This is a genomic window from Pseudomonas sp. FYR_2 (assembly GCF_043106425.1).
GTDB classification, from domain to species: Bacteria; Pseudomonadota; Gammaproteobacteria; order Pseudomonadales; family Pseudomonadaceae; genus Aquipseudomonas; species Aquipseudomonas monteilii.
On sequence record NZ_JBICMM010000047.1, the window covers coordinates 70364 to 97338 of the forward strand.

23 protein-coding genes are annotated in these 26975 nt (G+C 62.1%); 6 read left to right on the plus strand and 17 right to left on the minus strand.

Features of this window, described 5'->3' with window-relative positions; translation table 11 throughout:
- Nucleotides 1-14 precede the first annotated feature (14 nt).
- The 4 genes from ACF8R4_RS20600 to ACF8R4_RS20615 are packed head-to-tail and all read right to left on the minus strand — an operon-like array spanning nt 15 to nt 3460.
- Nucleotides 15-1172, minus strand: coding sequence for a betaine/proline/choline family ABC transporter ATP-binding protein (locus ACF8R4_RS20600; protein ID WP_060501814.1), 1158 nt, complete (start codon nt 1170-1172; stop codon nt 15-17).
- On the minus strand, nt 1169-1822 hold the full coding sequence (locus ACF8R4_RS20605; RefSeq protein ID WP_016713182.1) for an ABC transporter permease: 654 nt from the start codon (nt 1820-1822) through the stop codon (nt 1169-1171). The genes ACF8R4_RS20600 and ACF8R4_RS20605 overlap by 4 nt, the downstream gene beginning before the upstream one ends.
- Nucleotides 1819-2733, minus strand: coding sequence for a glycine betaine ABC transporter substrate-binding protein (locus ACF8R4_RS20610; protein ID WP_060501812.1), 915 nt, complete (start codon nt 2731-2733; stop codon nt 1819-1821). Before ACF8R4_RS20610 ends, ACF8R4_RS20605 begins: the two co-directional genes overlap by 4 nt.
- Nucleotides 2734-2746: 13 nt before the next feature.
- Nucleotides 2747-3460: an ABC transporter permease gene (locus ACF8R4_RS20615; protein WP_028698933.1), complete on the minus strand. Its 714-nt coding sequence runs from the start codon at nt 3458-3460 to the stop codon at nt 2747-2749.
- Between the two features lie 558 nt (nt 3461-4018).
- Between ACF8R4_RS20615 and ACF8R4_RS20620 the strand changes: the two genes are divergently transcribed.
- Complete coding sequence (locus ACF8R4_RS20620) at nt 4019-5602, plus strand: peptide chain release factor 3 (RefSeq protein WP_016713179.1); 1584 nt, start codon at nt 4019-4021, stop codon at nt 5600-5602.
- Between the two features lie 31 nt (nt 5603-5633).
- Here the strand turns inward: ACF8R4_RS20620 and ACF8R4_RS20625 are convergent, their stop codons facing one another.
- The 4 genes from ACF8R4_RS20625 to ACF8R4_RS20640 all read right to left on the minus strand — a co-directional run bounded on the left by ACF8R4_RS20625 (nt 5634) and on the right by ACF8R4_RS20640 (nt 9411).
- Nucleotides 5634-6713 (minus strand): polyamine ABC transporter substrate-binding protein, encoded by a 1080-nt coding sequence (locus ACF8R4_RS20625; protein WP_060501809.1) that lies wholly within the window; start codon nt 6711-6713, stop codon nt 5634-5636.
- 52 nt (nt 6714-6765) lie between these two features.
- The gene (locus ACF8R4_RS20630) at nt 6766-7107 is read right to left on the minus strand and encodes a cupin domain-containing protein (RefSeq protein ID WP_016501370.1); all 342 of its coding nucleotides are present in this window, start codon (nt 7105-7107) and stop codon (nt 6766-6768) included.
- 32 nt (nt 7108-7139) lie between these two features.
- On the minus strand, nt 7140-8546 hold the full coding sequence (locus ACF8R4_RS20635; RefSeq protein ID WP_060501807.1) for an FAD-binding oxidoreductase: 1407 nt from the start codon (nt 8544-8546) through the stop codon (nt 7140-7142).
- A 64-nt stretch (nt 8547-8610) separates the two neighbouring features.
- A complete protein-coding gene (locus ACF8R4_RS20640) occupies nt 8611-9411 on the minus strand; it encodes a nuclear transport factor 2 family protein (protein ID WP_104834027.1) in 801 nt (266 codons plus the stop codon).
- Between the two features lie 214 nt (nt 9412-9625).
- On the opposite strand from ACF8R4_RS20640, the gene ACF8R4_RS20645 reads away from it, so the two are divergent.
- Nucleotides 9626-10525, plus strand: a complete 900-nt coding sequence (locus ACF8R4_RS20645) for a hypothetical protein (protein ID WP_392493353.1) — start codon at nt 9626-9628, stop codon at nt 10523-10525.
- A gap of 161 nt (nt 10526-10686) precedes the next feature.
- Here the strand turns inward: ACF8R4_RS20645 and ACF8R4_RS20650 are convergent, their stop codons facing one another.
- From ACF8R4_RS20650 to ACF8R4_RS20690, 9 genes are all read right to left on the minus strand, one after another.
- Nucleotides 10687-11655, minus strand: a complete 969-nt coding sequence (locus ACF8R4_RS20650) for a peptide ABC transporter ATP-binding protein (RefSeq protein ID WP_104834028.1) — start codon at nt 11653-11655, stop codon at nt 10687-10689.
- Nucleotides 11655-12623 (minus strand): ABC transporter ATP-binding protein, encoded by a 969-nt coding sequence (locus ACF8R4_RS20655; RefSeq protein WP_060501802.1) that lies wholly within the window; start codon nt 12621-12623, stop codon nt 11655-11657. The genes ACF8R4_RS20650 and ACF8R4_RS20655 overlap by 1 nt, the downstream gene beginning before the upstream one ends.
- Nucleotides 12624-12633: 10 nt before the next feature.
- Entirely contained in the window at nt 12634-13560 is a 927-nt protein-coding gene (locus ACF8R4_RS20660; protein ID WP_156867108.1) for an ABC transporter permease subunit, read from the minus strand.
- 10 nt (nt 13561-13570) lie between these two features.
- Entirely contained in the window at nt 13571-14581 is a 1011-nt protein-coding gene (locus ACF8R4_RS20665) for an ABC transporter permease subunit (RefSeq protein WP_060501798.1), read from the minus strand.
- 91 nt (nt 14582-14672) lie between these two features.
- Nucleotides 14673-16283: an ABC transporter substrate-binding protein gene (locus ACF8R4_RS20670; RefSeq protein ID WP_392493356.1), complete on the minus strand. Its 1611-nt coding sequence runs from the start codon at nt 16281-16283 to the stop codon at nt 14673-14675.
- Between the two features lie 77 nt (nt 16284-16360).
- A complete protein-coding gene (locus ACF8R4_RS20675) occupies nt 16361-17740 on the minus strand; it encodes an OprD family porin (protein WP_392493357.1) in 1380 nt (459 codons plus the stop codon).
- Nucleotides 17741-17971: 231 nt separating this feature from the next.
- Complete coding sequence (locus ACF8R4_RS20680; protein WP_392493358.1) at nt 17972-19564, minus strand: ABC transporter substrate-binding protein; 1593 nt, start codon at nt 19562-19564, stop codon at nt 17972-17974.
- Nucleotides 19565-19707: 143 nt separating this feature from the next.
- Nucleotides 19708-21333: an ABC transporter substrate-binding protein gene (locus ACF8R4_RS20685; RefSeq protein ID WP_060501791.1), complete on the minus strand. Its 1626-nt coding sequence runs from the start codon at nt 21331-21333 to the stop codon at nt 19708-19710.
- 353 nt (nt 21334-21686) lie between these two features.
- Nucleotides 21687-22403, minus strand: coding sequence for an SIMPL domain-containing protein (locus ACF8R4_RS20690; protein ID WP_060501789.1), 717 nt, complete (start codon nt 22401-22403; stop codon nt 21687-21689).
- A 202-nt stretch (nt 22404-22605) separates the two neighbouring features.
- Between ACF8R4_RS20690 and ACF8R4_RS20695 the strand changes: the two genes are divergently transcribed.
- From ACF8R4_RS20695 to ACF8R4_RS20710, 4 genes are all read left to right on the plus strand, one after another.
- On the plus strand, nt 22606-23862 hold the full coding sequence (locus tag ACF8R4_RS20695) for an ATP-binding protein (RefSeq protein WP_016713164.1): 1257 nt from the start codon (nt 22606-22608) through the stop codon (nt 23860-23862).
- Nucleotides 23862-24422: a response regulator transcription factor gene (locus tag ACF8R4_RS20700; RefSeq protein WP_003255244.1), complete on the plus strand. Its 561-nt coding sequence runs from the start codon at nt 23862-23864 to the stop codon at nt 24420-24422. The genes ACF8R4_RS20695 and ACF8R4_RS20700 overlap by 1 nt, the downstream gene beginning before the upstream one ends.
- A gap of 156 nt (nt 24423-24578) precedes the next feature.
- Nucleotides 24579-25520, plus strand: a complete 942-nt coding sequence (locus ACF8R4_RS20705) for an AEC family transporter (protein WP_060501787.1) — start codon at nt 24579-24581, stop codon at nt 25518-25520.
- Between the two features lie 56 nt (nt 25521-25576).
- Nucleotides 25577-26935: an amino acid permease gene (locus ACF8R4_RS20710; protein ID WP_182408655.1), complete on the plus strand. Its 1359-nt coding sequence runs from the start codon at nt 25577-25579 to the stop codon at nt 26933-26935.
- Nucleotides 26936-26975: the final 40 nt, after the last annotated feature.

Consider the following 26975-nt stretch of genomic DNA (forward strand, 5'->3'; position numbering starts at 1 on the left):
AGCGCCCCCAGCGATTACGAAACCACCGCCTCAGCGGGCGAGACAATGCTGGTCTTCGCTCCGCGCGACCTGCCCGAACTCAGGTAAGCCGCAATCGACTCTTGCGTCACCTCGCCCAAAAACACCTGCTCCGCATCCAGCACCGGCAACCACGCCCTATTAAACTCGTACATCCGCGACAGCAGGATGCGCAAATGCTCATCATGCGACGCCGTGGCATTGAACGGCCGCAGGAATTCACCACAGGTGCCCTGCTGGCGGTGCATGTCACGCCGGCGCACATAGCCCAGCGCCTTGTTCTGTGTATCGGTCACCACCACGTAGCGGCGGTCGTGCTCATCCAGCAGCTCCAACGCATCGCTCACAGGCGTTTCCGGGCTCACCGACGGCGCGTTGTCCGCCGCATCCTCGGCACGCACCAGCAACAGGCGTTTGAGGGTGCTGTCCTGGCCAACGAAGTTGCTGACAAACTCATCCGCCGGGTGCGCCAGCAGGGTGTCCGGGTGGTCCAGCTGCAACAGTTTGCCGGCACGGAAGATGGCGATCTTGTCGCCCAGCTTGATCGCCTCGTCGATGTCGTGGCTGACCATGATCACCGTCTTGTTCAGCGCCCGCTGCATCTCGAAGAACTCGTTCTGGATCATCTCGCGGTTGATCGGGTCGACCGCGCCGAACGGCTCGTCCATCAGCAGCACCGGCGCTTCTGCCGCCAAGGCGCGGATCACGCCGATGCGCTGCTGCTGGCCACCGGACAGCTCGCGCGGGTAGCGCTGCAGGTACTGCTTGGGCTCGAGCTTGATCATGTGCATCAGCTCGCGCGCACGCTCGTGGCACTTTTGCTTGTCCCAGCCGAGCAGGCGCGGGACCACAGTGATGTTCTCTTCGATGGTCATGTTGGGGAACAAACCGATCTGCTGGATCACATAGCCGATGTGCCGGCGCAGGGTCACTTCGTCCAGCCCGGTGGTGTCTTCGCCATTGATGAACACCTGGCCCGAGGTGGGCGTGATCAGGCGGTTGATCATTTTCAGCGTGGTGCTTTTGCCGCAGCCCGAGGGGCCGAGGAACACGCAGATTTCCCCTTCGTTGACGGTGAGGTTGACCGCGTCGACGGCTTTCACGTCCTTGCCGTTGACGTTGAAGGTTTTGCTGAGGTTCTTCAGTTCGATCATGAGCGCAGTCCTTCTGGAGTCAGGGCACGTTGCAGGGTTTGCAGGAGCAGGTCGGCAATGATTGCCAGCAGGCTGACCAGCACGGCGCCGACCAGCAGCATCGACATGTCGCTGCGGCTGATGGAGGTGAGGATGAGCACACCCAGGCCGCCGGCACCGATGGTGGCGGCAATGGTCATGACGCCGATGTTCATGACCACGGCGGTGCGCACGCCGGCGAGGATCACCGGCACGGCAATGGGCAGCTCGACCATGCGCAGGCGCTGGCCGAAGGTCATGCCGATGCCGCGTGCGGCTTCACGGATGCCGGGCTCGACGTTGGTCAGGGCCAGGTAGGTGTTACGCATGATCGGCAGCAGCGAATAGAGGAACACGGCAGTGATCGCCGGGAGTGGTCCAAGGCCTTGGCCGAATTTGGAGTAGAACGGCAGCAGAAGGCCGAACAGGGCGATGGAGGGGATGGTCAGCAGCACCGTGGCGCTGGCCTGCAATGGGCCTGCGAGGGCCGGGAAGCGCGTCATCAGAATGCCCAGCGGCACCCCGACGAGGATCGCCAGGCCCACTGCGATGCCCACCAGCATGATGTGCTGCCAGGTCAGTTGCAGCACCTGGGCCCAGTCCAGGTGGCTGAAGGTATCGATCAGGTTCATGGCTGGCCCTCGCTGTTCAGTGGGTGCTCACGCAGGAAGGCGGCGGCAACGGCGGTCGGGTTCTGGTGCTCGACGTCGACCTTGGCGTTGAGCTGGCGCATGGTTTCGTCATCCAGCTGCTCGGCCAGCGGCTTGAGCAGGCTGGCCAGTTGCGGGTTGGCGTCGAGCACGGCTTTGCGCACCACCGGGGCGGCGGTGTAGTCCGGGAAGTAGTGCTTGTCGTCTTTCAGCAGCTTGAGGTCGAAGGCGTTCAGGCGGCCATCGGTGGTGTACACCAGGCCGGCGAACACCTGGTTATTGCGCATGGCCGTGTAGACGAGGCCGCCGTCCATCTGGCGGATGTTGCGACGGTCCAGCGGCAGGCCGTACATCTCGCGCAGGCCGACCAGACCATCGGGGCGGTTGGCGAACTCGGTGTCCAGCGCCACCAGGTGGGTACGCTGGCTTTCGTCACGCAGCACCTGGTTGAGGTCGCTGATGGTGTTGACCTGCGGGTAGGCTTCGGCCACTTGGCGGGGCAGGCCCAATGCATAAGTGTTGCTGAACTTCGACGGGGTCAGCCAGATCAGGTCCTTTTTCGCATCCAGCGCCTTCACCCTGGCGAAGGTGGCTTCGGCATTGGGCATGCGCTCGTCGATATGGTTGTACGAGACCAGCGACACGCCGGTGTATTCCCACATCAGGTCGAGCTGGCCGGTCTCCTGGGCCTGGCGTGCGATGTTGCTGCCAAGGCCGGTGGTGACGCGCACGTCGAAGCCATTGGCACGCAGGTATTGCGCGGTGATTTCGGCGAGCACGGTCTGTTCGGTGAACACCCGCGCGCCGATGCGCACCAGCGGTTTTTCCGCTGCCTGGGCAAATCCTGCGAACAGCAGGGCCGCGCCCAGCAGCAAGGCGATTCTTTTCTTCATACGTTCCCTATCCTTATTGGGCCAGGCCACGTTCCAGCCAGCGCTTGCTGGAGAAACTCACCGCTGCGTCCAGCACCAGGGCCAGCAGCGCGGTGCACGCGGCGCCCAGCAGCAGCTGTGGCTGGTTGTTCAGGGCGATGCCGGGGAAGATGAGGCTGCCCAGGCTGTTGGCACCGATCAGAAAAGCCAGGGGGGCGGTGCCCACGTTCAACGCCAGGGCCACGCGAACACCGCCGACGATGATCGGCACGGCGTTGGGCAATTCCACCTGCCAGAGTTGCTGGCGCGGGGTCATGCCGATGCCGGTGGCGGCTTCCTTGAGCGAGGCGGGGACGTTTTTCAGGCCTTCGTAGGTGTTGCGCACGATGGGCAGAAGAGAGGCGAGGAACAGTGCGAAGATCGCAGGCCCGGCGCCAATGCCCAGGATACTGAGCGCGATGGCCAGAACGGCCAGGGGAGGGATGGTGTTGCCAACGTTGAAGAACTGCATGAAGCGCTCGGCTTTGTCGACCCGGTGCGGTCGACTGAGCGCAATGCCGGCGGGGATGCCCACGGCCAACGCCGCCGCCATCGAAGCCAGCACCAGTACCAGGTGCGCTTGCAGGTAGAACCCCAGATCATCGCGATAACGCGTGATCGTGTCGATGCCGATCCAGTGGATCAGCAGGGCCAGGATGACGAGCACGGTGGCGCATCCCAACAGCCCTTTTCCGTAGCGTTTAGCCACAGGCGGACTCCTTGTGTTGTCGGCGAGCACACTTCTTTTTTGCCGGCCAGTGCTGGCGGCGAATGGTGTGTTCGCGAGTAGCAGCTTGATACACGCCGAAGGCTGCGATCAGGCCATGAGCCGAACCCCGTCGGGCCCGAAAATGCTGATGAAACCAGTCCCCAACCGAAGCGGGTTGCAGGGGAGTGGACGTCTCCGTGGGCGTAAAGGTTCCCATCTGAAGCGGCATTTGGCCAGCGTTAATCACTGGGGGCTTGAATTTTTGGCGAGAAAAAACAGCAGCTTAATGCGGCACAGGCGTTGATATCACTGCGCTTTGGCTATTTGTGGTGATAAAGCGATTGCCTGATGAATAGGTTGCTATTGGTCTGGCCCTATCGCCGGCGAGCCAGCTCCCACAGGTACTGCGCAAGGCGTTAATGCTGTGGAGGTCCTTGTGGGCGCTGGCTTGCCGGCGATGAGGCCGGAACAGGTGCCGCTGGTTCACTAGATTTTGGTCCCCGCCCAACTTCAGGTATGATATCGCCCCTTTTTAATCCCCCAGTCAGGCGATTTCCCATGACCAACCAGGCCGCCGAAGTCGCGAAGCGCCGCACTTTCGCAATCATTTCCCACCCCGACGCCGGTAAGACCACCATCACCGAGAAGCTGCTGCTGATGGGCAAGGCCATTGCCGTCGCCGGTACCGTGAAGTCGCGCAAGTCCGACCGCCACGCCACCTCCGACTGGATGGAAATGGAGAAGCAGCGCGGCATCTCCATCACCACCTCGGTGATGCAGTTCCCGTACCGCGAGCACATGATCAACCTGCTCGACACCCCCGGCCACGAAGACTTCTCGGAAGACACCTACCGCACCCTGACCGCAGTGGACTCGGCGCTGATGGTGCTCGACGGTGGTAAAGGTGTTGAGCCGCGTACCATCGCCCTGATGGACGTGTGCCGCCTGCGCGATACGCCGATCGTCAGCTTCATCAACAAACTCGACCGTGACATCCGTGACCCGATCGAACTGCTGGACGAGATCGAAGCCGTACTGAAGATCAAGGCCGCGCCGATCACCTGGCCGATTGGTTGCTACCGCGACTTCAAAGGCGTGTACCACCTCACCGGCGACTACATCGTGGTGTACACCCCTGGCCATGGCCATGAGCGCACCGAAGCCAAGATCATCCAGAAGCTGGACTCGGACGAAGCCCGCGCACACCTGGGTGACCAGTACGATTCGTTTGTCGAGCAACTGGAACTGGTGCAGGGTGCCTGCCATGAGTTCAACCAGGAAGAGTTCATCAACGGTCAGCTGACCCCGGTGTTCTTCGGTACGGCACTGGGCAACTTCGGTGTGGATCACGTGCTCGACGCCGTGGTCGACTGGGCGCCGCGCCCGCTGGGCCGCGTTGCCCACGAGCGTACCGTCGAGCCTGTGGAAGAGAAGTTCACCGGCTTCGTGTTCAAGATCCAGGCGAACATGGACCCGAAACACCGCGACCGTATCGCCTTCATGCGCATCTGCTCGGGCAAGTACGAGAAGGGCATGAAGATGCGCCACGTGCGTCTGAACAAGGACCTGCGTATCGGCGATGCGCTGACCTTCTTCTCCTCCGAGCGTGAACAGCTGGAAGAGGCCTTTGCCGGTGACATCATCGGCCTGCACAACCACGGCACCATCCAGATCGGTGACACCTTCACCGAGGGCGAAGCGCTGGGCTTCACCGGTATCCCGCACTTCGCCCCGGAGCTGTTCCGTCGCGTGCGCCTCAAGGACCCACTGAAGTCCAAGCAGCTGCGCCAAGGCTTGCAGCAGCTGGCTGAAGAAGGTGCCACCCAGGTGTTCTTCCCGGAGCGCAGTAACGACATCATCCTCGGTGCGGTCGGTGTGCTGCAGTTCGACGTGGTCGCCAGCCGCCTGAAGGAAGAGTACAAGGTCGAGTGCGCCTACGAGCCGATCACCGTGTGGTCGGCCCGCTGGATCAGCTGCGACGACAAGAAGAAGCTCGAGGAATTCCAGACCAAGGCCATGGAAAACCTGGCCATCGACGGTGGTGGTCACCTGACCTACCTGGCGCCTACCCGGGTCAACCTGTCGCTGATGGAAGAGCGCTGGCCGGACATCAAGTTCCGCGCTACCCGCGAGCATCACTGATTGCTTGATTGGGGCCGCAAAGCGGCCCCTTTCAGTTTCCGGCCTTGATACTGGTCCAGATCCGTGTGCGAATGCGGTCGATCTTCGCCGGCATCGCCTCCAGCGCATACAGCTTGCCCATCACATCCTCGCTCGGGTAAATCATCGTATTACCCTTCATCGCCGGGTCCACCAGCCCGTCCGCCCTCAGGTTGCCATTGGCGTACTGCACATGGTTGCTGATGTTGGCCATCACGTCCGGCTGTAGCAGGTAGTTCATGTAGGCATACCCGGCTTTTTCATCCGGAGCATCCGCCGGCATGGCCACCATGTCGAACCACATGGGCGCGCCTTCCTTGGGGATCGAGTAGCCCACCTTCACCCCGTTCTTCGCTTCTTCGGCACGGTTCTTCGCCTGCAACACATCCCCCGAGAAGCCCACCACCACGCAAATGTCGCCATTGGCCAGGTCGCCGGTGTACTTCGATGAGTGGAAGTAGCTGATGTAAGGGCGTACCTGCATCAGCAATGCCTTGGCCTTGTCGTAGTCCGCCGGGTTCTGGCTATGGTGTGGCAGGCCCAGGTAGTGCAAGGCAATAGGCAGCAGTTCAGGGCCGTTGTCCAGCACCGCAACGCCGCAGCTTTTCAGCTTGCTCATGTACTCGGGCTTGAAGATGAGGTCCCACGAATCAACCGGCGCATTGTCGCCGAGCACCGCCTTCACCTTGTCGATGTTGTAGCCGATGCCGGTACTGCCCCACAGGTAAGGGAACCCGTACTGGTTGCCTGGGTCGTTCACTTCCAGCGCCTTGAGCAGCACGGGGTTGAGGTTTTTCCAGTTGGGCAACTGCGACTTATCCAGGCGCTTCAGGGCCTTGCCCTGGATTTGCCGGGCCATGAAGTGGTTGGAGGGGAACACCACGTCGTAGCCGGAGTTGCCGGTCATCAGCTTGCCGTCGAGGGTTTCGTTGCTGTCGTACACGTCATAGGTGGGCACGATGCCGCTGGCTTGCTGGAAGTTCTTCAGCGTGTCGGGGGCGACATAGCTGGACCAGTTGTAGATCTTCACTGTTTCGGCGGCGCCGGCCACGCTGGCGGCCAGCATCAGGGGTGCAAGAAGGAGCGTGCGCATGTCGGGGTTACCTTGCTTTGTCTGTTGTTATCGAAGGCAGGCGATCAGCGGATCAGAAGATAAGGACGTAGGTCTTGCGCACGGTCTCCTGGATGTCCCAGGTGCCAGTGCTGTTGGCCGGTAGCATCAATGCGTCTCCGGCTTCTATGACCAGGGGTTCGCCACCGTCGGGGGTGAAGGTGCAGCGGCCCTTGATGAAATGGCAGAACTCCTGCTGCACGATCTGCCGGCGCCAGCGCCCGGGGGTGCATTCCCAGATGCCGGTTTCCACGCCGTCGCTGCGCTCCACGCAGGTGACCGACGTCACGGCTACGGGTTCGCCAAGCGGTACCGCGACCGGGTTGCTGCTGTCGAGCACGGCGCTGTCAGTGTTCTTGAACTGGGTGATGCTCATGACCGGTGGATCCTGTGTAGGGGAAAAGGAAGTCAGTGCATGAAGCCTTCCATGAAGTCCGCAAGCGAGCTGGCCAGGCGCCGCCTCCAGGGCGCGCTGGCGGGGTTGGCGAGGGTCCGGTCCTCGTGGACGAAGCTTTGGATGATGGCGTTGTAGCCCAGCCAGCGGCAGGGTTCGGGTGGCCAGCTGGCCAGGCTGGAAACCGCGCGGTTGTCGAGCACCCAGGGCTGCGCGGTCAGTTCGTTGTGCTGGTTGAGGATCAATGCTGCAAGCGTGCGCCCGCCCAGGTTGGTGGCGCCGACACCTTCGCCGCCGTAGCCGCCAGCCAGGGCAATGCCACGCTGGCGGTCGCACAGCATGTGCGGGCGGAAGCGTCGGGCCATGCCCAGGTTGCCCCCCCAGGAGTGGGTGATGCGTACGTGTTTCAGTTGCGGGAAAAGCTCGCTGAACAGGTAACGGCGCAGTTCGATTTCATGCGCGTCGAGGTTGAAGTTTTCGCGCAGTCGGCCGCCGAAGCGATAGCCTCCGCGGGCACCGAATACCAGGCGGTTGTCGGCGGTGCGCTGGCCATAGGTAACCTGGCGGCTGCTTTCGCTGAAGGCCTGGCCTTGGCTCAGGCCGATCTGCTCCCAGGTTGAGTCCGGCAGCGGCTCGGTGGCCACCAGCAGGCTCTGTACCGGCAACTGATGTTTGCCCAGTGGCGGCAGGCTGGCAGCGTAACCTTCCACGGCAGGCACTACCCACTGGCAGCGAATCCGTGCCAGCGGCGTGCGCACCTCGCCGGGCTGCCAATCGATGGCCGGCGTGTTTTCATAGATTGGTACGCCCATCGCCTCCACTGTCCGAGCCAAACCGCGCACGAGTCTGGCCGGCTGGATGGTCGCGGTGTGCGGGCTGTAGATGGCGCCAAAGGCATTGCTGACCCGCAGTTGGGCGTCCAGTTGCTCGGGGCGCAGCCAGCGGTAGTCGTCTTCGGTCATGCCTTGGCGATACAGATCGTCCAGGTAGGCGCGCAGGCTGCGTTCCTGCTCGGGGTAGCGTGCGGCGCAGTACAGCACGCCGCCTTTGCGGTAGTCGCAGTCGATGCCTTCGCGTTGCAGCACACGCTGTACTTCATCGGGAATGCCGTGCAGCAGGTCGATGCTGGCCCGGCGCTGTTGTGGCGACAGGGTGGCCAGCAGGCGGTCTTCGCCCAGCAGGTTGCCCATCAGCCAGCCGCCGTTGCGCCCGGAGGCGCCGAAACCGGCGATGTTGGCGTCGATCACCGCGACGTTCAGCTGCGGGGCTTGGCGCTTGAGGTAGTAGGCAGTCCACAGTCCGGTGTAGCCGGCACCGATGATGCACACATCCGCAACCAGGTCTTCACGCAGGGCCGGGCGAGCGCACAGTGGCTCGTCGAGCTGGTCCATCCACAGGCTGAGCGTGCGCAGGGGTTGCATCGGGTCGGGCTCCACATCCGTCAAGGTCTGTGGGCGATCCTAGTGGGGTGTGCGGGCGGCTGTCTTACGTGCGTGCACGCAGGGAAATTTGCTTCAAGTACGCCTTGGGCGTCAGGCCGGTGTGTTCCCGGAAGCACTTGTAGAAGGCTGACAGTGAGTTGAAGCCGGCGCTGAATGCCAACTCGTCAATCGTCGCCTCGACGCTGTCGTTGTCCAGGCTGGCCATTAGGTGTTGCAAGCGCGCCTGGTTGACGTAGCGGTAGAAGCTTTGCCCAAGCACCTGGTTGAGCAGGTAGGAAATCTGGTTGCGGCTATAGCCGCTGGCATCGGCCACTTGCTGCAGGTCCAGCTCCGGGTCCAGATAGGGGCACTGGCGCTGGAAGTAGTGTTCCAGGTCCTGGGCCATGGTCGACAGTTGCCGTGGTGACAACCCCAGGCGGCTGGTGGCAGGGCGCGGGCCGGTACTGGCGTGCCCGCTGCTGTTCTGGCGAACCAGCGTGGCGTATTCGTTGACCCGCCAGATCAGGCCATCCTTGACGGTGATCGCCTCGCTGGACTGGAACGCCACCAGGCCATCGCCACCCTGGACCGTGACCTGGTACTGGATGAATGCGGTGCAGCCATCGACGCGGATGCGGTCACTGTGAACGATGTCTTCGCCGGCTTCATGGGGCAGGCAGGCGCGTACGTAGTCGCGCATCTCAACGTAGCCAAGCACCCGGTTCTGGAAAAAGTCGTGGTACTGGATGTCGGGGTGGTACAGCGCTATGACCCCGTCCAGGTCACGATGCTTCCAGCACAGGTGGTAGCGCAGCACGGTGTCAGCGGTGAGCGGGGTCTGGGCGGAGTCGTCAGGGAGCGTCATTGCCAGATCATGCCTCGCCGGCGTAAAGGCCACAATATTGCAGAACACCTGATGCCGGAGCGCCACTCGCGCTTTTTGCACGATTCTTAAATCAAAGAATTCACTAACTATCTGATTTTTATGTAATTAATTTTTTGTAATGAATGGCACAGCCTCTGCAACGGTTACTGCGCGAATGGACTTCTCGCTAACAACATACATAGGCGCACATATCATGATCCCCTCTGCCGACTCCTCCGTTTTCGATACTCAAGGCCGCTCAGGTGTTTCCTGGGCGGCCATCTTCGCGGGTGCTGCTGCGGCGGCCGCTTTATCCTTGATATTGGTGGTGCTGGGTGCGGGCTTGGGCTTTGCCGCCACTTCACCTTGGGCCAACGAGGGCGCGAGCGCGAAAACGCTGGCGGTTTCCACCATCATCTGGCTGTTGCTGACGCAGATCATCGCTTCTGGCCTGGGCGGGTATATCGCCGGCAGGCTGCGTGTGAAGTGGGCCAACTTGCATGGCGATGAAGTGTACTTCCGCGACACCGCCCATGGGTTCCTGTCCTGGGCAGTCGCCACCTTGGTAGCTGCGATGCTGGTCCTGGGTACGGCGGGCAACCTGGTAGGTGCTGGAGCCAGCGCGGCGACGCAAGTGGTTGGCATGAGTGCTGCTGCCGGTGGCGCGGCGGCTGCCAATGCCGATAAGGATTCGATGGGGTATTTCGTCGACAGCCTGTTCCGTGGTGACGGCCCTGCGCCGGTGAGCGAGGACGCTGCCAATGGGGTAGCGGCGCGCATTCTGGTCAAGGGCCTGGCAGGTGACGGTGCACTTGCGCCTGAAGACCGCGCTTACCTGGCGCAGTTGGTGGCGCAACGCACCCGCTTGACTCAACCCGAAGCAGAGGCCCGCGTTGACCAGGTGATGGCCCAGGTGCAACAGCTCAAGCTGCAGGCCAAGCAAGCGGCTGAGGCTGCCGCGAAGGCTGCTGCATGGACCGCGCTGTGGACCTTTGTAGCACTGCTGTGTGGCGCTTTCTTCGCCAGCCTTGCAGCGCTTTATGGTGGTCGCCGTCGTGACCAGGTGCAGTGGCTGGAAGGCGAATACGTCGCCCATCGCACCATTCAACGTTAAGCAAGGAGAACCGACATGCGCTCGATACTGCTCTGGATGCTTGGGGTACCAATTCCGGTCATCATCCTGATCGCCATTTTCATGCATTGACCGAAAGAGCCGCTTTGCTGCCCCCCTCGCAGCATAAGGCTGCGAATGGGGCGCAAAGCGCCCCCCGTCATCTACAGAAACTGCTCCGCATAATGGCAGGCCACCTGCCGCGTACTCACCTGCCGCAACCCCGGCACCTCCTTGGCACACCGCTCCGTCGCATACGGGCATCGCTTGTGAAACGCGCACCCGTCTGGCGGATTCAGGGGGTTGGGCAGCTCCCCGACAATGCGGATCTTCGGCTTCAGCGGGTCCGGGTGAATAGTGGGAGTTGCCGACAGCAACGCCTGGGTATACGGGTGCAACGGCCTCTCGTAGATATCCTCTTTCGGCCCCATTTCCGCAGGTCGCCCGAGGTACATCACCAGCACCTGATCGGCCACATGTCGCACCACCGCCAGGTTGTGCGAGATGAACACGTAGGCGGTGTTGAACTCCTTCTGCAAGTCCATGAACAGGTTCAGTACCTGCGCCTGGATCGACACGTCCAGCGCCGAGGTCGGCTCGTCCGCTACCAGCACCTTCGGTTGCAGCATCATCGCTCGGGCCAGGGCGATACGCTGGCGCTGGCCACCCGAGAACATGTGCGGATAGCGCTGGTAGTGCTCGGGGCGCAGGCCCACCTGCTCCATCATCTTCTGCACTTTGTCGCGCCGTTCGGCCTTGCTCAGTGACGTGTTGATCAGCAGGGGCTCGGCCAACTGGTCGCCAATCTTCTGCCGTGGGTTGAGCGAAGCGTAGGGGCTCTGGAACACCATCTGCACGTCGCGGCGCAGTTGCTTGCGCTCAGCCTTGCTGGCGCCTTTCACCTCGGTGCCGGCGATTTGCAGCGAGCCGGAAGAAGGCTCTTCGATCAGGGTCAGTGCGCGGGCCAGGGTCGATTTGCCACAGCCGGACTCGCCAACCACGGCCAGGGTCTTGCCGGCTTCCAGTTCGAACGACACACCATTCAGCGCACGGACCAACGCATGGCCTTTGAACAGCCCGCGGGAGACTTCGTAATGCCGGGTCAGCTCCCGGGCGGATAGAACGACGGTCATTACGCCACCTCCTGGTTCAGCGGGTAGAAGCAGCGCACCAGGCTGTGAACCTGGGGATCAAGGGGCGGGCGTTGGTGGCGGCAGTTGTCCCGCACATAGGGGCAGCGCGGCGACAACAGGCAGCCGACAGGGCGGTCGTAACGGCCGGGGACGATGCCGGGCAGGGTGGTCAGGCGTTCGGCGCCGATGCTGTGCTCGGGGATGGCCGCCAGCAAGGCTTCGCTGTAAGGGTGGGCGGGAACGTCGAACAGCTCCGGTACCTGGCCTACTTCCACCGCCTGGCCGGCGTACATCACGCACACGCGCCTGGCCGTTTCGGCGACCACGGCGAGGTCGTGGGTGATCAGAATGAGCGCCATGTTGCGCTCCTTCTGCAGGTTGACGAGCAGTTCCATGATCTGCGCCTGGATGGTCACATCCAGCGCGGTGGTAGGCTCGTCAGCGATCAGCAGCTTGGGCTCGCCGGCAATGGCCATGGCAATCGCCACGCGCTGGCTCATGCCGCCAGACAGCTGATGCGGGTAAGCATCCAGGCGGCTTTCCGCTGCCGGGATCTCGACCTTTTTCAACAGCTCAAGGGCGCGCTGGCGCGCGGCCTTGCCCTTCAGGCCCAGGTGCTGGCGCAGCACTTCCTCGATCTGGTAGCCCACGGTGTAGCTGGGGTTGAGCGCGGTCATCGGGTCCTGGAAGACCATGGCGATGTCCTTGCCCACCACCTTGCGCCGCTGGCGGCCGCTCAGCTTGAGCATGTCGGTGCCATCGAAGGTGAGGGCGTCGGCGGTGATGCGCCCGGGGGCGTCGATCAGGCCCATCAAGGCCATCATGGTGACCGATTTGCCCGACCCGGATTCGCCGACGATGGCCAGGATTTCGCCGGCTTCTACCGTCAGGTCCAGGCCGTCGACCACCGGTACCGCCGTGGCGTCGCCGAAGCGCACGTTCAGGTTGTTGATCTGCAACAGTGACATGGCGTTCTCCTCAGACGGCGTTCTTGAGTTTCGGGTCCAGCGCATCGCGCAGGCCGTCGCCCATCAGGTTGATTGCCAGCACACTGAGCAGAATGGTCAGGCCAGGCAGGCTCACCACCCACCAAGCGCGCTCGATGTAGTCGCGCGCCGAAGCCAGCATGGTGCCCCATTCCGGGGTCGGCGGTTGCACGCCTAGGCCGAGGAAACCCAGGGCGGCCGCGTCAAGGATCGCCGAGGAGAAGCTGAGGGTGGCCTGCACGATCAGCGGCGCCATGCAGTTGGGTAACACAGTGACGAACATCAGTCTTGGCAGACCGGCACCGGCCAGGCGTGCAGCGGTGACATAGTCGCGGTTCAGTTCGCCCATCACGGCGGCGCGGGTCAAGCGCACGTAAGAGGGCAGTGAAACGATGGCGATGGCGATCACGGTATTGATCAGGCCAGGGCCGAGGATAGCGACAATGGCTACGGCCAGCAGCAGCGAGGGCAGGGCCAGCATCACGTCCATCAGGCGCATGATCGACGGGCCGAGCAACTGCGGGAAAAAGCCGGCCAGCAGGCCCAGCAGGATGCCCGGGATCAGCGACATCACTACTGACGACAGGCCGATCAGCAGCGACAGCCGCGCGCCCTGGATCAAGCGCGAAAGCAGGTCGCGGCCCAGCTCGTCAGTGCCGAGGATGAATTGCCAAGTGCCGCCCTCCAGCCACACGGGCGGTGTCAGCAGGAAGTCGCGGTACTGCTCGCTGGGGTCGTGCGGGGCAACCCAGGGTGCAAATAGCGCGCAGAACACCACCAGGCTCATGAAGGCCAGGCCCATCACAGCGCCTTTGTTGCGCGCGAAGGCTTGCCAGAATTCTTTGTACGGCGAGGGGTAGAGCAGGCTCTGGTCCACCGGGCTGGCCGGCGACACGGGTTTGGGAATCGGGCTAGTCATGGCAAGGGCCTCAGCGCTGATGACGGATGCGTGGGTTGGCCAGGCCGTAGAGAATGTCCACGACGAAGTTGACCAGGATCACCAGGCAGGCGATCAACAGGATGCCGTTCTGGACCACGGGGTAGTCACGGGCGCCGATGGCTTCGATCAGCCATTTGCCGATGCCCGGCCAGGAAAAGATGGTTTCGGTCAGCACCGCACCGGCCAGCAATGTGCCGACCTGCAAACCGAACACGGTCAGCACCGGGATCAAGGCATTGCGCAGGCCATGCACGAACACCACGCGCCCTGGCGAGAGGCCTTTGGCGCGGGCGGTGCGGATGTAGTCTTCGCGCAATACTTCGAGCATCGACGAGCGGGTCATGCGGGCGATGACCGCCAGCGGGATGGTGCCGAGCACGATGGCCGGCAATATCAGGTGCATCACCGCGTCCTTGAACGCGCCTTCTTCGTCGCTGAGCAGGGTGTCGATGAGCATGAAGCCGGTTTTCGGCTCGATGTCGTAGAGCAGGTCGATGCGCCCGGACACCGGGGTCCAGCCCAGGCTCACCGAGAAGAACATGATCAGGATCAGGCCCCACCAGAAGATCGGCATCGAGTAGCCGGCCAGGGAAATACCCATCACCCCATGGTCGAACAGCGAACCGCGCTTGAGCGCGGCGATCACCCCGGCCAGCAGGCCGACGATGCCTGCGAACAGCAGGGCGGCGAAGGCCAGTTCCAGGGTGGCCGGGAACAAGGTGAGAAACTCGCGCCACACGCTTTCGCGGGTACGCAGCGATTCACCCAGGTCACCTTGGGCGAGCTTGCCGACGTAGTCCAGGTACTGGAGCGGCAGTGGTTTGTTCAGGCCCAGGCGTTCCATGGCCTGGGCATGCATTTCGGGGTCGACCCTGCGCTCGCCCATCATGACTTCCACCGGGTCGCCGGGGATCAGGCGTATGAGCGCGAAGGTCAGCAAGGTGATGCCGAAAAAGGTCGGTATCAGCAGGCCCAGGCGCCGGGCAATAAAGCTCAACATTGTCGGGGTTACCTCTTCAGACCGTGGGGCCAGCAGCACGCCACGGCAGTGCCGCCGGTTCCCGTGTGGGTTGCCGGCGGTCGTTGTTGTTCTACTTCACCTTGGTGGTGGCGAAGTTATTTTTGGTCAGAGGGCTGATCACGTAGCCCTCCACGTTGTCACGCATGACCACGAACACCTTGGGGTGGGCCATGCTGATCCAGGGTTGGTCGTCATCGTACACCTTCAATGCCTCGCTATAGAGCCTTGCACGTTCGTCGTCATTGATCACTTCGCGGGCGCGGGTGATCAACTCCTGGAATTTCGGGTTGCACCAGCGGGCGTAGTTTTCGCCGTTCTTCGCCGCTTCGCAGCTCAGCAGCGGGGTGAGGAAGTTGTCGGGGTCGCCGTTGTCGCCGGCCCAGCCGGTGGACACCAGGTCGGCTTCGCCCTTTTTGGCGCGGCGCAGCATTTCGGCCCATTCCATTACGCGAATATCCAGCTTCAGGCCGATCTGTTTCAGGTCAGCCTGCAGCATTTCGGCGGACAGCCTCGGGTTGGGATTGGTCATGCCGCCGCCGTTGCGTGTGAACAGGTTGATGACCGTACCTTGTGGTACGCCAGCTTCCTTGAGCAAGGCGCGTGCCTTGTCGAGGTCTCGCGGCGGGTTCTGGTTGCTGGTGTTGTAACCGATCATGGTCGGTGGGTAAGGGTTCACCCCGACCAATGCATTGCCCTTGCCAAAAAGCTGGTCAACATGGGCCTGGCGGTCGAAGGCCATGTTGATGGCTTTACGCACGCGCACATCGTTGAGGTACTTGTGCTCGGTATTCATGGCGATGTAGCCGGTGACCAGCGCTTCGGTCTCGGCCACCTTGAGTTTGGCGTCGGCCTTGATCGCCGGCACGTCTTCCGGCTTGGGGTAGAGCGCAACTTGGCATTCATTGGCGCGCAGTTTTTGCAGACGCACGTTGCTGTCGGTGGCGATGGCGAAAATCAGTGCATCGGCCGGTGGCTTGCCGCGGAAGTAGTCCGGGTTGGGCTTGAAGCGCACCTGGGCGTCCTTGTTGTAGCGCTGGAAGATGAACGGGCCGGTGCCGATCGGCTTGCTGTTCAGCTCGGCGGTTTTACCGGCCTTGAGCAACTGGTCGCCGTATTCGGCGGAGTAGATCGACGTGAAGCCCATGGCCATGTCCCGCAGGAACGGTGCTTCGGGGCGGGTGAGGGTGATCACGACGGTGCGGTCGTCGGTCTTTTCCACCGACTTGAGCAGGCTTTTGAAGGCCATGCTTTCGAAATACGGGTAACCGACGCTGGTCTTGTCATGCCACGGGTGAGCAGGGTCGAGCTGGCGGCGTAGGCTCCATAGCACGTCATCAGCATTGAACTCACGGGTTGGCTTGAAGTAGTCGGTGGTGTGGAACTTCACCCCTTCGCGCAGGTGGAAGGTGTAAGTCAGGCCGTCGGGTGAAATGTCCCAGCGTTCGGCCAGTGCCGGCTCGATGTCGGTGGTGCCGGGCTTGAAGTCGACCAAGCGGTTGAACAACGTTTCGGCGGTGGCATCGAACGTGACCCCGGTGGTGTACTGGACAACGTCGAATCCTTCCGGGCTGGCCTCGGTACAGACCACCAACGGTTTGGCCGCCAGATGCGTGGCGCTGCCCAGCACCAGCGCGGCGAGGGCAAGGCGCAACGGTAACGATTTCATGAAAGCACTCTGCATGGGTTCAGGTCTCCCGGCTTGCATTGATTCCAGCGTAGCTGCCACGGCCCGCACAGACCGGGCCGTGGCGTCAGCGGTCAGAGAATGTTGAATGGAATGGTGGTGACCACCCGGAACTCATCCAGGCTGCCGTCACCCTGGGCCTTGCTGGCGCGGTGGGTGGTGTAGGTGGCGCGGATGCTGGTGTCTTTCAGCGGCCCGCTTTGCACCGCGTAGCTGGTGCCGATGCCCCACTCGTAGTGGGTTTCGCCGTCCAGGCCGTTCACGTCGTAGGCGGTACCGCGGTAATGGGTACCGTCGATGCCCCAGCCGCGGGCGTTGTACAGATTGAACTTCAGGCCCGGTACGCCGTAGGGCGCCATGTTCAGCACGTAGGAGATCTTCAGCGATTTTTCGTTGGGGCCGTTGAAGTCCGACAGCAGCGAGTTGGCCAGGTAGATGCCGTTGGTTTCGTGCAGGTAGTCGAAGTACTCGTTACCGTTCACCTGCTGCCACGAGGCGCCGATGGTGTGGGCCTGGTGGGTCAGGTCGAGCGACAGGCTGTAGGTGTCGTTGTCGATCTTGCCCATCTTCTGGCTGCCGGCGTCCACGGTCTTGTAGTAGTTCAGGCCGGTGCTCAGGCTGAGTACCGCGCTGTCGCCCAGCACGTGGTTGGCGCCGAAGTAGTACTGGTTCCAGAAGTCGTCGACCTTGGTGGCGTACAGGCTGGTGCTCAGGCTCTTGAGCGGCTGGTAGTTGATGCCGGCCGTGCTGGCGCGATCGGTTTCCACGCCGGTGGCGCTGTATTCGCTGCGGAATTTGCTGAGGCTTTGCTCGGTGCGTGGCGAGACGCGGTCGAAGGTGCCCAGGTCGAAGCTGAGGTTGTCGAACTCGGCGCTGTGCAGGAACGCACCCTGGAAGCTGGATGGCAAGGCGCGGTTGCCGATGTAGGCGATCATTGGAGTGTCCACCGACTGACGGCCCAGGGTAAGGGTGGTGTTGGACACGCGTGCCTTGATGTTGCCCAGGCCCAGTTTGCTCCACTGGCCGATGGGGTCGCCATCGCTGTGAGTGAGGGTGCGGTTGTTGGGGCCGGCGACGGCCTGGCGGTCCTGTTGCAGGGCGATGGCCTTGTAGCCGGCGGCCTCGACAGCAAAGCCCACGGTGCCCTGGGTAAAGCCGGAGCTGTAGTTGAGGATGCTGCCCTGCAGCCAGTTTTCGCGGCTGTGGGTAGGTTTGCGGGTGCCGTCGCTCTTGTAGTAGCGCCACAGCGGTGCGCGGGCGGCGCGTTCGCGGGCGTACCAGTTGCGGGTGGTGCCGGACAGGCTCTGGCCGTCGATGAAGCCGCTGGCTTGCGCTTGCTCGCTGCTGTCTTTGAGGGTGAGGGGGAGGTAGTCCTGGCTTTGCGGGTCGGCCTGGGCCACGGTGGATAAGGCACTGATGGATAAAGCAAGTGCGGTCAAGGTGAATACTCTCAAGGTTGAAGCTCCCATTCTTTTCTAGTTATTGCCGGCCTTGTGGGCCGGATGGTTATTGCGGTGCTGCCAGGGTTGCCGCGGGATCGCCGGGCTAAAATCGGGGTGTTGTGTTGCCTGTACTGGCCCAATCGCCGGTAAGCCGGCTCCCACAGGGATCTGTGCAGACTCCTGGCTAGGGGATAACGCTGTGGGAGCGGGTTTACCCGCGAAGAGGCCCTTGAGGGCTACAAATCAGTCCACACTCACACCGGAAAAATCATTGCGCCCAAACGGGCTGACCTTGAACTCGGAAACCTTGACGCTGAGCGGTTGGTTGACCGTGGAATGCGCCACCGGGGTAATCGGCACCTGTTGCTTCAGCCGCTGCTGGGCCTGCTGGTACAGGGCGGTGCGCTGGGTGCGGTCGGTAACCTGCTTGGCTTGCTTGACCAGGCTGTCGTATTGCGGGTCGCACCACAGCGAGTAGTTATTGCTGCCGATGGCGTCGCAGCTGTAGAGGGTGCCCAGCCAGTTGTCCGGGTCACCGTTGTCACCGGTCCAGCCGATCAGGGCGATGTCGTGCTCGCCGCTTTTCATGCGCTTGAGGTATTCACCCCACTCGTAGCTGACGATGCGCACCTTGAAACCGAGCTTGTTCCAGTCGGCCTGGAGCATTTCAGCCATCAGTTTGGCGTTGGGGTTGTACGGGCGCTGTACGGGCATGGCCCACAAAGTGACTTCGGTGCCAGGCTTGACCCCGGCCTGCTGGAGCAGCTGTTTGGCCTTTTCCGGGTCGTAGGGTGCGTCCTTGAGGCTTTCGTCATAGGACCACTGGGTGGGCGGCATGGCGTTGACCGCCCGTTGGCCGGAGTCCTGATACACCGCCTGGATGATGGCTGCCTTGTCCACCGCCATGTCCATCGCCTGGCGTACTTCCAGGCGGTCGAATGGCGGGTGCTGGGTGTTGTAGGCGATGTAGCCGAGGTTGAAGCCCGGCTGCTGCAACACCTGCAGCTTGCTGTCGGCCTTGAGTGCCGGCAGGTCGGCCGGGCGTGGGTGCAGGGTGACCTGGCATTCGTTGCGGCGCAGCTTCTGGATACGCACAGAAGGGTCGATGTTGATCGAGAACACCAGGTTGTCGATCTTCACTTCATTCGGTGCCCAGTAATCCTTGTTGCCCTTGTAGCGGATCTGCGAATCCTTCTGGTAACGCTGGAACACGAACGGCCCGGTGCCGATGGGCTGCTGGTTGATGTCGCTGGGGCGACCGCTGGCCATCAATTGGTCGGCGTATTCGGCAGAGAGGATGGAGGCGAAACTCATCGCCAGGTTTTGGGTGAACGCGGCATCGACCGATTTCAGGGTGAATGCCACGGTCATCGGGTCGATTTTCTCGACACGGGCGATGTTCTTGTCCAGGCCCATGCTGATGAAATAGGGGAACTCGGTGGGGTAGGCCTGGCGGAACGGGTGGCCCTTGTCGAGCATGCGTTTGAAGGTGAACAGCACGTCGTCGGCGTTGAAGTCACGGCTCGGGGTAAAGGCCTTGTTGCTGTGGAACTTCACCCCTTCGCGCAGGTGGAAGGTGTAGTGCAGGCCATCGTCCGATACCTCCCAGCGCGTCGCCAGGGCAGGGTGTACGGCGGTGCCGCCGCGCTCGAACTCCACCAGGCGGTTGTAGATCGGTTCGGCGGCGTCGTTGTCGGTGGCGCTGGTGTACTGGGCCGTGTCGAAACCGGCTGGGCTGCCTTCGGAGCAGAACACCAGGCTGTTGGCCAGCGAGGGAAGGGATTGGCTGATCAGGCCTAGTGCCAACAGGGCTGATAGGCAGGTAGCGTGGCGCATGGCGAATCCTTTTTCGTCTGTTTGCACCGCCTCGGGTATGAATGGCGGCAACAGTTCACCCAACCCGCAGCGGGTAGCCGCAGGACGACATTGAAGAGGTGATGGGGAAGGCACCCGCTATTGCCCGGGTGCCGCAGTTAACCCTATTTGTCCACGCTGACGCCGTAGAAGGCGTTCAGCGCAAACGGGCTGATCTTGAAGTCCTTCACCTTGGCGCTCATGGGCTGGTACACGGTGGAGTGGGCGATCGGGGTGATCGGCACCTGCTCCTTGAGGATGTGCTGTGCCTTCTGGTACAGCTCGGTGCGCTTGGCCTGATCGGAGGTGGCCTTGGCCTGCTTGATCAGGTCGTCGTAGGGCTTGTAGCACCATTTGGAGAAGTTGTTGCCGTCGACCGCATCGCAGCCGTAGAGGGTGCCCAGCCAGTTGTCCGGGTCGCCGTTGTCGCCGCTCCAGCCAATCAGCATGGCGCCCTGTTCGCCGCCTTTGGAGCGTTTGATGTATTCGCCCCATTCGTAGCTGACGATTTTCGCCTTGATACCGATCTTGGCCCAGTCGGACTGGAGCATTTCGGCCATCAGCTTGGCATTGGGGTTGTACGGGCGTTGCACGGGCATGGCCCACAGGGTGATTTCGGTGCCTTCCTTGATGCCGGCTTCCTTGAGCAGTTGCTTGGCCTTTTCGGGGTCGTATGGCGCATCCTTGATGCTGTCGTCATACGACCACTGGGTCGGTGGCATGGCGTTGACGGCCAACTGGCCGGCGCCCTGATAGACCGACTCGATGATCTTCTTCTTGTCCACCGCCATGTCCAGCGCTTGGCGCACTTTCAGCTGGGCCATCGGGTTGGCCTCATTACTGCCCTTGATCTTGTCCATCACGTTGTAGGCGATGTAGCCAAGGTTGAAGCCGGCCTGCTGTGGCATTTGCAGGTTCTTGTCGGCCTTTAGCGGCTCGATGTCGGCCGGGCGGGGGAACAGGGTGACCTGGCACTCGTTCTTCTTCAGCTTCTGCATGCGCACCGAGGCATCGGTGGTGATGGCGAAAATCAGGTTGTCGATCTTCACGTCATCGGGTTGCCAGTAGTCCTTGTTGCCCTTGAAGCGGATCTGCGCGTCTTTCTGATACTTGCTGAACACGAACGGGCCGGTACCGATCGGTTTCTGGTTGATGTCGGCGGCCTTGCCGTTTTTCAGTAACTGGTCGGCGTATTCGGCGGACTGGATGGAGGCGAAGCTCATGGCCAGGTTCTGGATGAACGCGGCGTCGACTTCGTTGAGGGTGAATTTCACCGTGTGCTCGTCGAGTTTCTCCACCTTGGCGATGTTGTTGTCCATGCCCATGTCGGTGAAGTACGGGAACTCGGTGGGGTAGGCTTTGCGGAAGGGGTGGTCCTTGTCGAGCATGCGGTTGAAGGTGAACAGCACGTCGTCGGCGTTGAAGGGGCGGGAGGGCTTGAAATAGTCGGTGGTGTGGAACTTGACGCCTTCACGCAGGTGGAAGGTGTAGGTCTTGCCATCGTCGGAGACTTCCCACTTGGTCGCCAGGCCCGGGATGACTGCCGTACCGCCGCGCTCGAACTGGGTCAGGCGGTTGAACACGGTCTCGGCCGAGGCATCGAAATCGGTCCCGGTGGTGTACTGCCCCGGGTCGAAACCGGCCGGGCTGCCTTCGGAGCAGAACACCAGGTTGGACGCGGCAAGCGCCGACGGTGCGCCGGTGAGCAAGCCTGCACCCAGCAGGAACGGAATGACTGCGTGTTTGAGCATGGTGGCCTCATTGTTGTCATTTTTCGGATGAGGTGGCCTCGTGAGCCGACCTGCGGATACTTATGCAGGGGATGTTCCCAATGCAACAGGTAGAAGGATAGTTGGCGCCAGAAAAGTGGTACGGCCGTACATGGATGTCGCATCGTTGTAACTTTCGACGAAGTTAAACGTTTGCGCAGGCAAAATGATGGCATTTTGCAGAATGTTTCGGGGCGGGGGTAAATGTAGGAGGCACCTTTGTGGTGCGTAGGAAAGGTCTGAAAAACAGCTATAAGTGGCAAGCTTCAAGCTGCAAGGCAAAGCAGACGGTGTTCACGGTCCACTTGTCGCTTGCTGCTTGAAGCTTGTGGCTGTCAGGGCATCTGCACTTCGATCAAGCCATCGGCATTCATGCTCACTTCACTGGTACCCGCCTCGATATCCGGCGCTGGCGCCGCCTCGTCAGCCCCCATGGCCTTCATTGCCATCGGTGCGCTACGCAGGTACGGGCGCGGGTAGCCGCTGCTGTTGAGGTTCAGGCTGACCACTTTGTAGCCCTTGCCGCCCAGCGCCTCGGTGGCCAGTTGCGCACGCGCCTTGAAGGCATCGACCGCGTCCTTGAGCAGTGCATCCTCGCTGGCCTTGCGTGTGGCCGGGGCAATGGAGAAGTCCATGCCGCCCATTTTCAGTTCTTGCAGCAGGTCAGCGGTAAGCTGGGACAGGGCCGGGAAGTTGGCGCTTTCCAGGCGCAGCTCGGCGCGCTCGCGCCAGCCGGTGATCTTCTGGCCCTTGCTGTCATAGACCGGGTAGCTGTTGCGGCTGCCCTGGCTGATCTTCACATCCTTGACCTGACGCGACTGCTGCACGGCCTTGTTCATGGCTTCGGTGATCTGCTTGGCGAGCTTGCCCGGGTCGGTGTTCTGCGCTTCGCTGTACAGGGTGACGACCATCAGGTCACGCGCCACTTCCTTGCTGACTTCGGCACGCAGCGATACCTGGTTGTAACGCGGTTCATCGGCAGCCAGCACCGGCAGGCTGGCGAGTAGGCCGCAAGACAGGACAAGGGCGGCGCCGCGACGAGGGATTTGCATGTGGTACTCCTTGGCAATAAAAGGCGTGGGGTCTGGTCATCCATTCCACGCATGGCCCATCTGACCGGCAACAGTGTAGTGGGTTCAAAAGTGCCATCATGAACCTGTGACAAAGTGTGGCGCTTTGCCGCATCGCTGCAGCGAGGCGCCCGGCTTCGGTATACTCCAGCCGATTTTTCTGGAGCACTCATCAGGAGAGCTCATGCTCGCCGCCGTACAACCGCTGTCTGCTACCCGCCAGAACCTCTGGCGCCTGACCGTCATTCGGGTCCTGGTCCTGGCTGCCCAGGCAGGCTCCGTGGGCGTTGCCTACTGGACCGAACTGCTGCCTTTACCTTGGCTGTCGCTGGCTGGCACCTTGGCCTTGTCCTCGCTGCTGTGCGCCTTCACGGCGCTGCGCCTGCGCCTGTCGCTGCCGGTCACCGAAATGGAATATGCCCTGCAGCTGGCCTGCGACCTGCTGATCCACAGTGCCTTGCTGTATTACTCAGGTGGCTCGACCAACCCGTTCGTGTCGTATTACCTGGTACCGCTGGCGATTGCTGCGGTGACCTTGCCGTGGCTGTATTCGCTGATTCTTTCGGGCATTGCCCTGACGGCCTACAGCCTGCTGCTGGTGCAGTTCTACCCGCTCGAAGGCCTGCCGATGGCGCGGGACAAGATGCAGGTGTACGGCATGTGGCTCAGTATTGCCCTGGCCGCAGCGGTGATCACCTTCTTTGCCGCGCGCATGGCCGAAGAGCTGCGCCGCCAGGAGCAACTGCGTTCCGAGCGCAGGGAAGAAAGCCTGCGAGACGAGCAGCTACTGGCCGTGGCCACCCAGGCCGCTGGCGCCGCCCATGAACTGGGCACGCCGTTGGCGACTATGAGCGTGCTACTGAATGAAATGCGCCAGGACCACGCCGACCCGTTGCTGCAAGAAGACCTGCAAATCCTTCAAGACCAGGTAAAACTGTGCAAAGAGACGTTGCAGCAGCTGGTGCGTGCCGCCGAAGCCAACCGTCGCCTTGCTATCGTGGAGCAGGACGTGACCGCCTGGCTGGACGAGGCGCTGAACCGTTGGCACTTGATGCGCCCGGAAGCCAGTTACCGCTTCCAGCGCCTGCGCGACGGCAAAGTGCCGCGCCTGACTCCGCCACCGGACCTGACCCAGGCGTTGCTGAATCTGTTGAACAATGCCGCCGATGCCTGCCCCGATGACCTGGAGGTGCGCCTGGACTGGGACGCCCACGACATCGTCATCAGCATCCGCGACCACGGCCCGGGCGTGCCGCCGGCCATTGCCGAAGCCATCGGCAAACCCTTCATTACCACCAAAGGCAAAGGCTTCGGCCTTGGCCTGTTCTTGAGCAAGGCCAGCGTGACCCGTGCGGGCGGTTCGGTGAAACTCTATAGTCATGAACAGGGTGGCACCCTGACCGAACTGCGCCTGCCCTATGGCAAGCGAGGAGATGAATGATGAGCGAAGAAAACCAGGTCGAAAGCGAAGAGCTGCCGCACCTGCTGCTGGTGGATGACGATGCCACCTTCACCCGGGTCATGGCCCGGGCCATGAGCCGCCGCGGTTTCCGCGTGAGCACTGCCAGTTCTGCCGAGGAGGGCTTGATCCTGGCCCAGCAGGACCTGCCGGACTACGCCACGCTGGACCTGAAGATGGACGGTGACTCGGGCCTGGTGCTGCTGCCCAAGCTGCTGGAACTGGACCCGGAAATGCGCGTGGTGATCCTGACCGGGTACTCGAGCATTGCCACGGCGGTGGAGGCGGTGAAGCGGGGCGCCTGCAACTACCTGTGCAAGCCGGCCGATGCCGATGATGTGCTGGCGGCGCTGCTGTCGGAGCACACCGACCTGGATACCCTGGTGCCGGAAAACCCGATGTCGGTCGACCGCCTGCAGTGGGAGCACATCCAGCGCGTGTTGAATGAGCACGAGGGCAACATCTCAGCCACTGCGCGGGCGCTGGGCATGCACCGGCGGACTTTACAGCGCAAATTGCAGAAGCGGCCGGTTCGGCGCTGATTCTTTATTGGCAGTGCTGGCCCCTTCGCGCCGAACCGTCGCGAAAGGGCCGGCACTGACAGAAATTTCTCTATAACACCCCGCGATCCCCGCAAATCCCAGCCGTTGGCGTATCATTAGCCCCCTAACGGCAACCCCCTCCAGGATCGCTTGCGCATGCTCGCCCTTCTTATCCAGACGCTGAACATCACGGCACCGGTCTTCGCCATGCTGTTCATGGGCGTACTGCTCAAACGCATCCATCTGATCGATGACAATTTCAATCGCGTCGCCTCGCAACTGGTGTTCAACGTCTGCATGCCGGCGCTGCTGTTTCTCGGCATCTACCACGCCGACCTGGCCTCTGCGGTAAAACCGGGTGTCATCCTCTACTTTATCGTCGCCACCCTGGTCGGTTTCGCCATCGCCTGGGGCCTGGCCATCTGGCGCAGCCCGCTGGCAGAGCGCGGCATCTATACCCAGGGCGCGTTTCGCGGCAATAACGGCGTGATCGGCCTGGCCTTGGCCGCCAGCCTGTACGGTGACTATGGTATTTCCTTGGGGGCGGTGCTCGCCGGCCTGGTCATCCTCATGTACAACTCGCTGTCGGCATTGGTGCTGGCGGTGTACAGCCCGGACCTCAAGTCCGACCCGTGGAGCATCTGCAAGAGCATTTTCAGCAACCCGTTGATCATTAGCGTATTGGTAGCCACGCCCATGGCTTACGGCCAGGTGCCGCTGCCCAACTGGCTGCTGACCTCGGGCGATTACCTGGCGCAGATGACCCTGCCGCTGGCGCTCATCTGCATTGGCGGCACACTGTCGCTGGCGGCGTTGCGCGACAGTGGCAGGCTGGCCATCGATGCCAGCCTGGTGAAGATGGTCTGGCTGCCACTGCTCGGTACCCTTGGCGCATGGTTGTGCGGTTTCCGGGGTGCGGAGCTGGGTATCCTGTTCCTGTACATCGGCAGCCCGACCGCCGCCGCCAGCTATGTGATGGCGCGAGCGGCCAATGGTAACCATGAGCTGGCAGCGTCGATCATCGTAATTACCACGCTAATGGCGGCGATCACCACCAATATCGGCATTTTCATCTTGCAGTGGGGCGGATGGATCTAGATCCTTGACTGCAAACAACACAAAAAACACAGCCTCACTGAGCTAAAGGACACTTCATGCAAGACCAGAGCACGCCCGAGCGGTTACAGCGCGGGCTGAAGAATCGCCATATCCAGCTGATCGCGCTGGGTGGGGCCATCGGTACCGGGTTGTTCCTGGGTATCGCCCAGACCATTCAGCTGGCCGGCCCTTCCGTTCTGCTGGGTTATGCCATCGCTGGCCTGATGGCTTTCCTGATCATGCGCCAGTTGGGCGAAATGGTGGTGGAAGAGCCGGTCGCCGGCAGCTTCAGCCACTTCGCCCACCAGTACTGGAGCGAGTTCGCCGGCTTCGTGTCGGGCTGGAACTACTGGGTGGTGTACGTGCTGGTCGGCATGGCCGAGCTGACTGCGGTGGGTATCTACGTGCAGTACTGGTGGCCAGAGTTCCCGACCTGGGCCACGGCAGCGATCTTCTTCGTGGTGATCAACCTCATCAACCTGACCCAGGTAAAGGTCTACGGCGAGATGGAGTTCTGGTTCGCCCTGGTCAAGGTGGTCGCCATCGTCAGCATGATCGGCTTTGGCGCCTGGCTGCTGAGCAGCGGCCATGGCGGCCCGGATGCCAGCGTGGCCAACCTGTGGCAATACGGCGGCTTCTTCCCTAACGGTGTCACTGGCCTGGTGATGGCGCTGGCGGTGATCATGTTCTCGTTCGGTGGCCTGGAGCTGGTGGGTATCACCGCTGCCGAGGCTGACAACCCTCGCCAGAGCATTCCCAAGGCCACCAACCAGGTGGTTTACCGCATCCTGATCTTCTACATCGGTGCCCTGGCGGTGCTGCTGTCGCTGTACCCGTGGCAGAAGGTGGTGCAGGGCGGCAGCCCGTTCGTGATGATCTTCCACGAGCTGGACAGCGACCTGGTAGCGACCATCCTCAACATCGTGGTGCTGACGGCCGCGCTGTCGGTGTACAACAGCTGTGTGTATGCCAACAGCCGCATGCTGTTCGGCCTGGCCAGCCAGGGTGACGCGCCGCGTCAATTGCTGAAAGTGAGCCGCAGCGGCGTGCCGCTGACTGCATTGGGTGTGTCGGCCTTTGCCACCGGCCTGTGCGTGGTGATCAACTACCTGATGCCGGGTGAGGCTTTTGGCTTGCTGATGGCCTTGGCGGTGTCGGCATTGGTCATCAACTGGGCGAGCATCAGTATTACCCACCTGAAATTCCGCAAGGCCAAGCTGGCCGCAGGCATTACCCCGTTCTACAGGAGCTGGGGGCACCCGTTGACCAACTACCTGTGCCTGGCGTTCATCGTGCTGATTCTGGTGGTGATGTACCTGACGCCGCCGATCCGCATTTCGGTGATGCTGATCCCGGGGTGGATCCTGGTGCTGTGGGTGGCCTTCAAGATGAAGAAGGCTCGCCAAGCCAAGTAAGGCAGTGCCGGCCTCTTGGCGGGTTTGCCCGCGAAGAGGC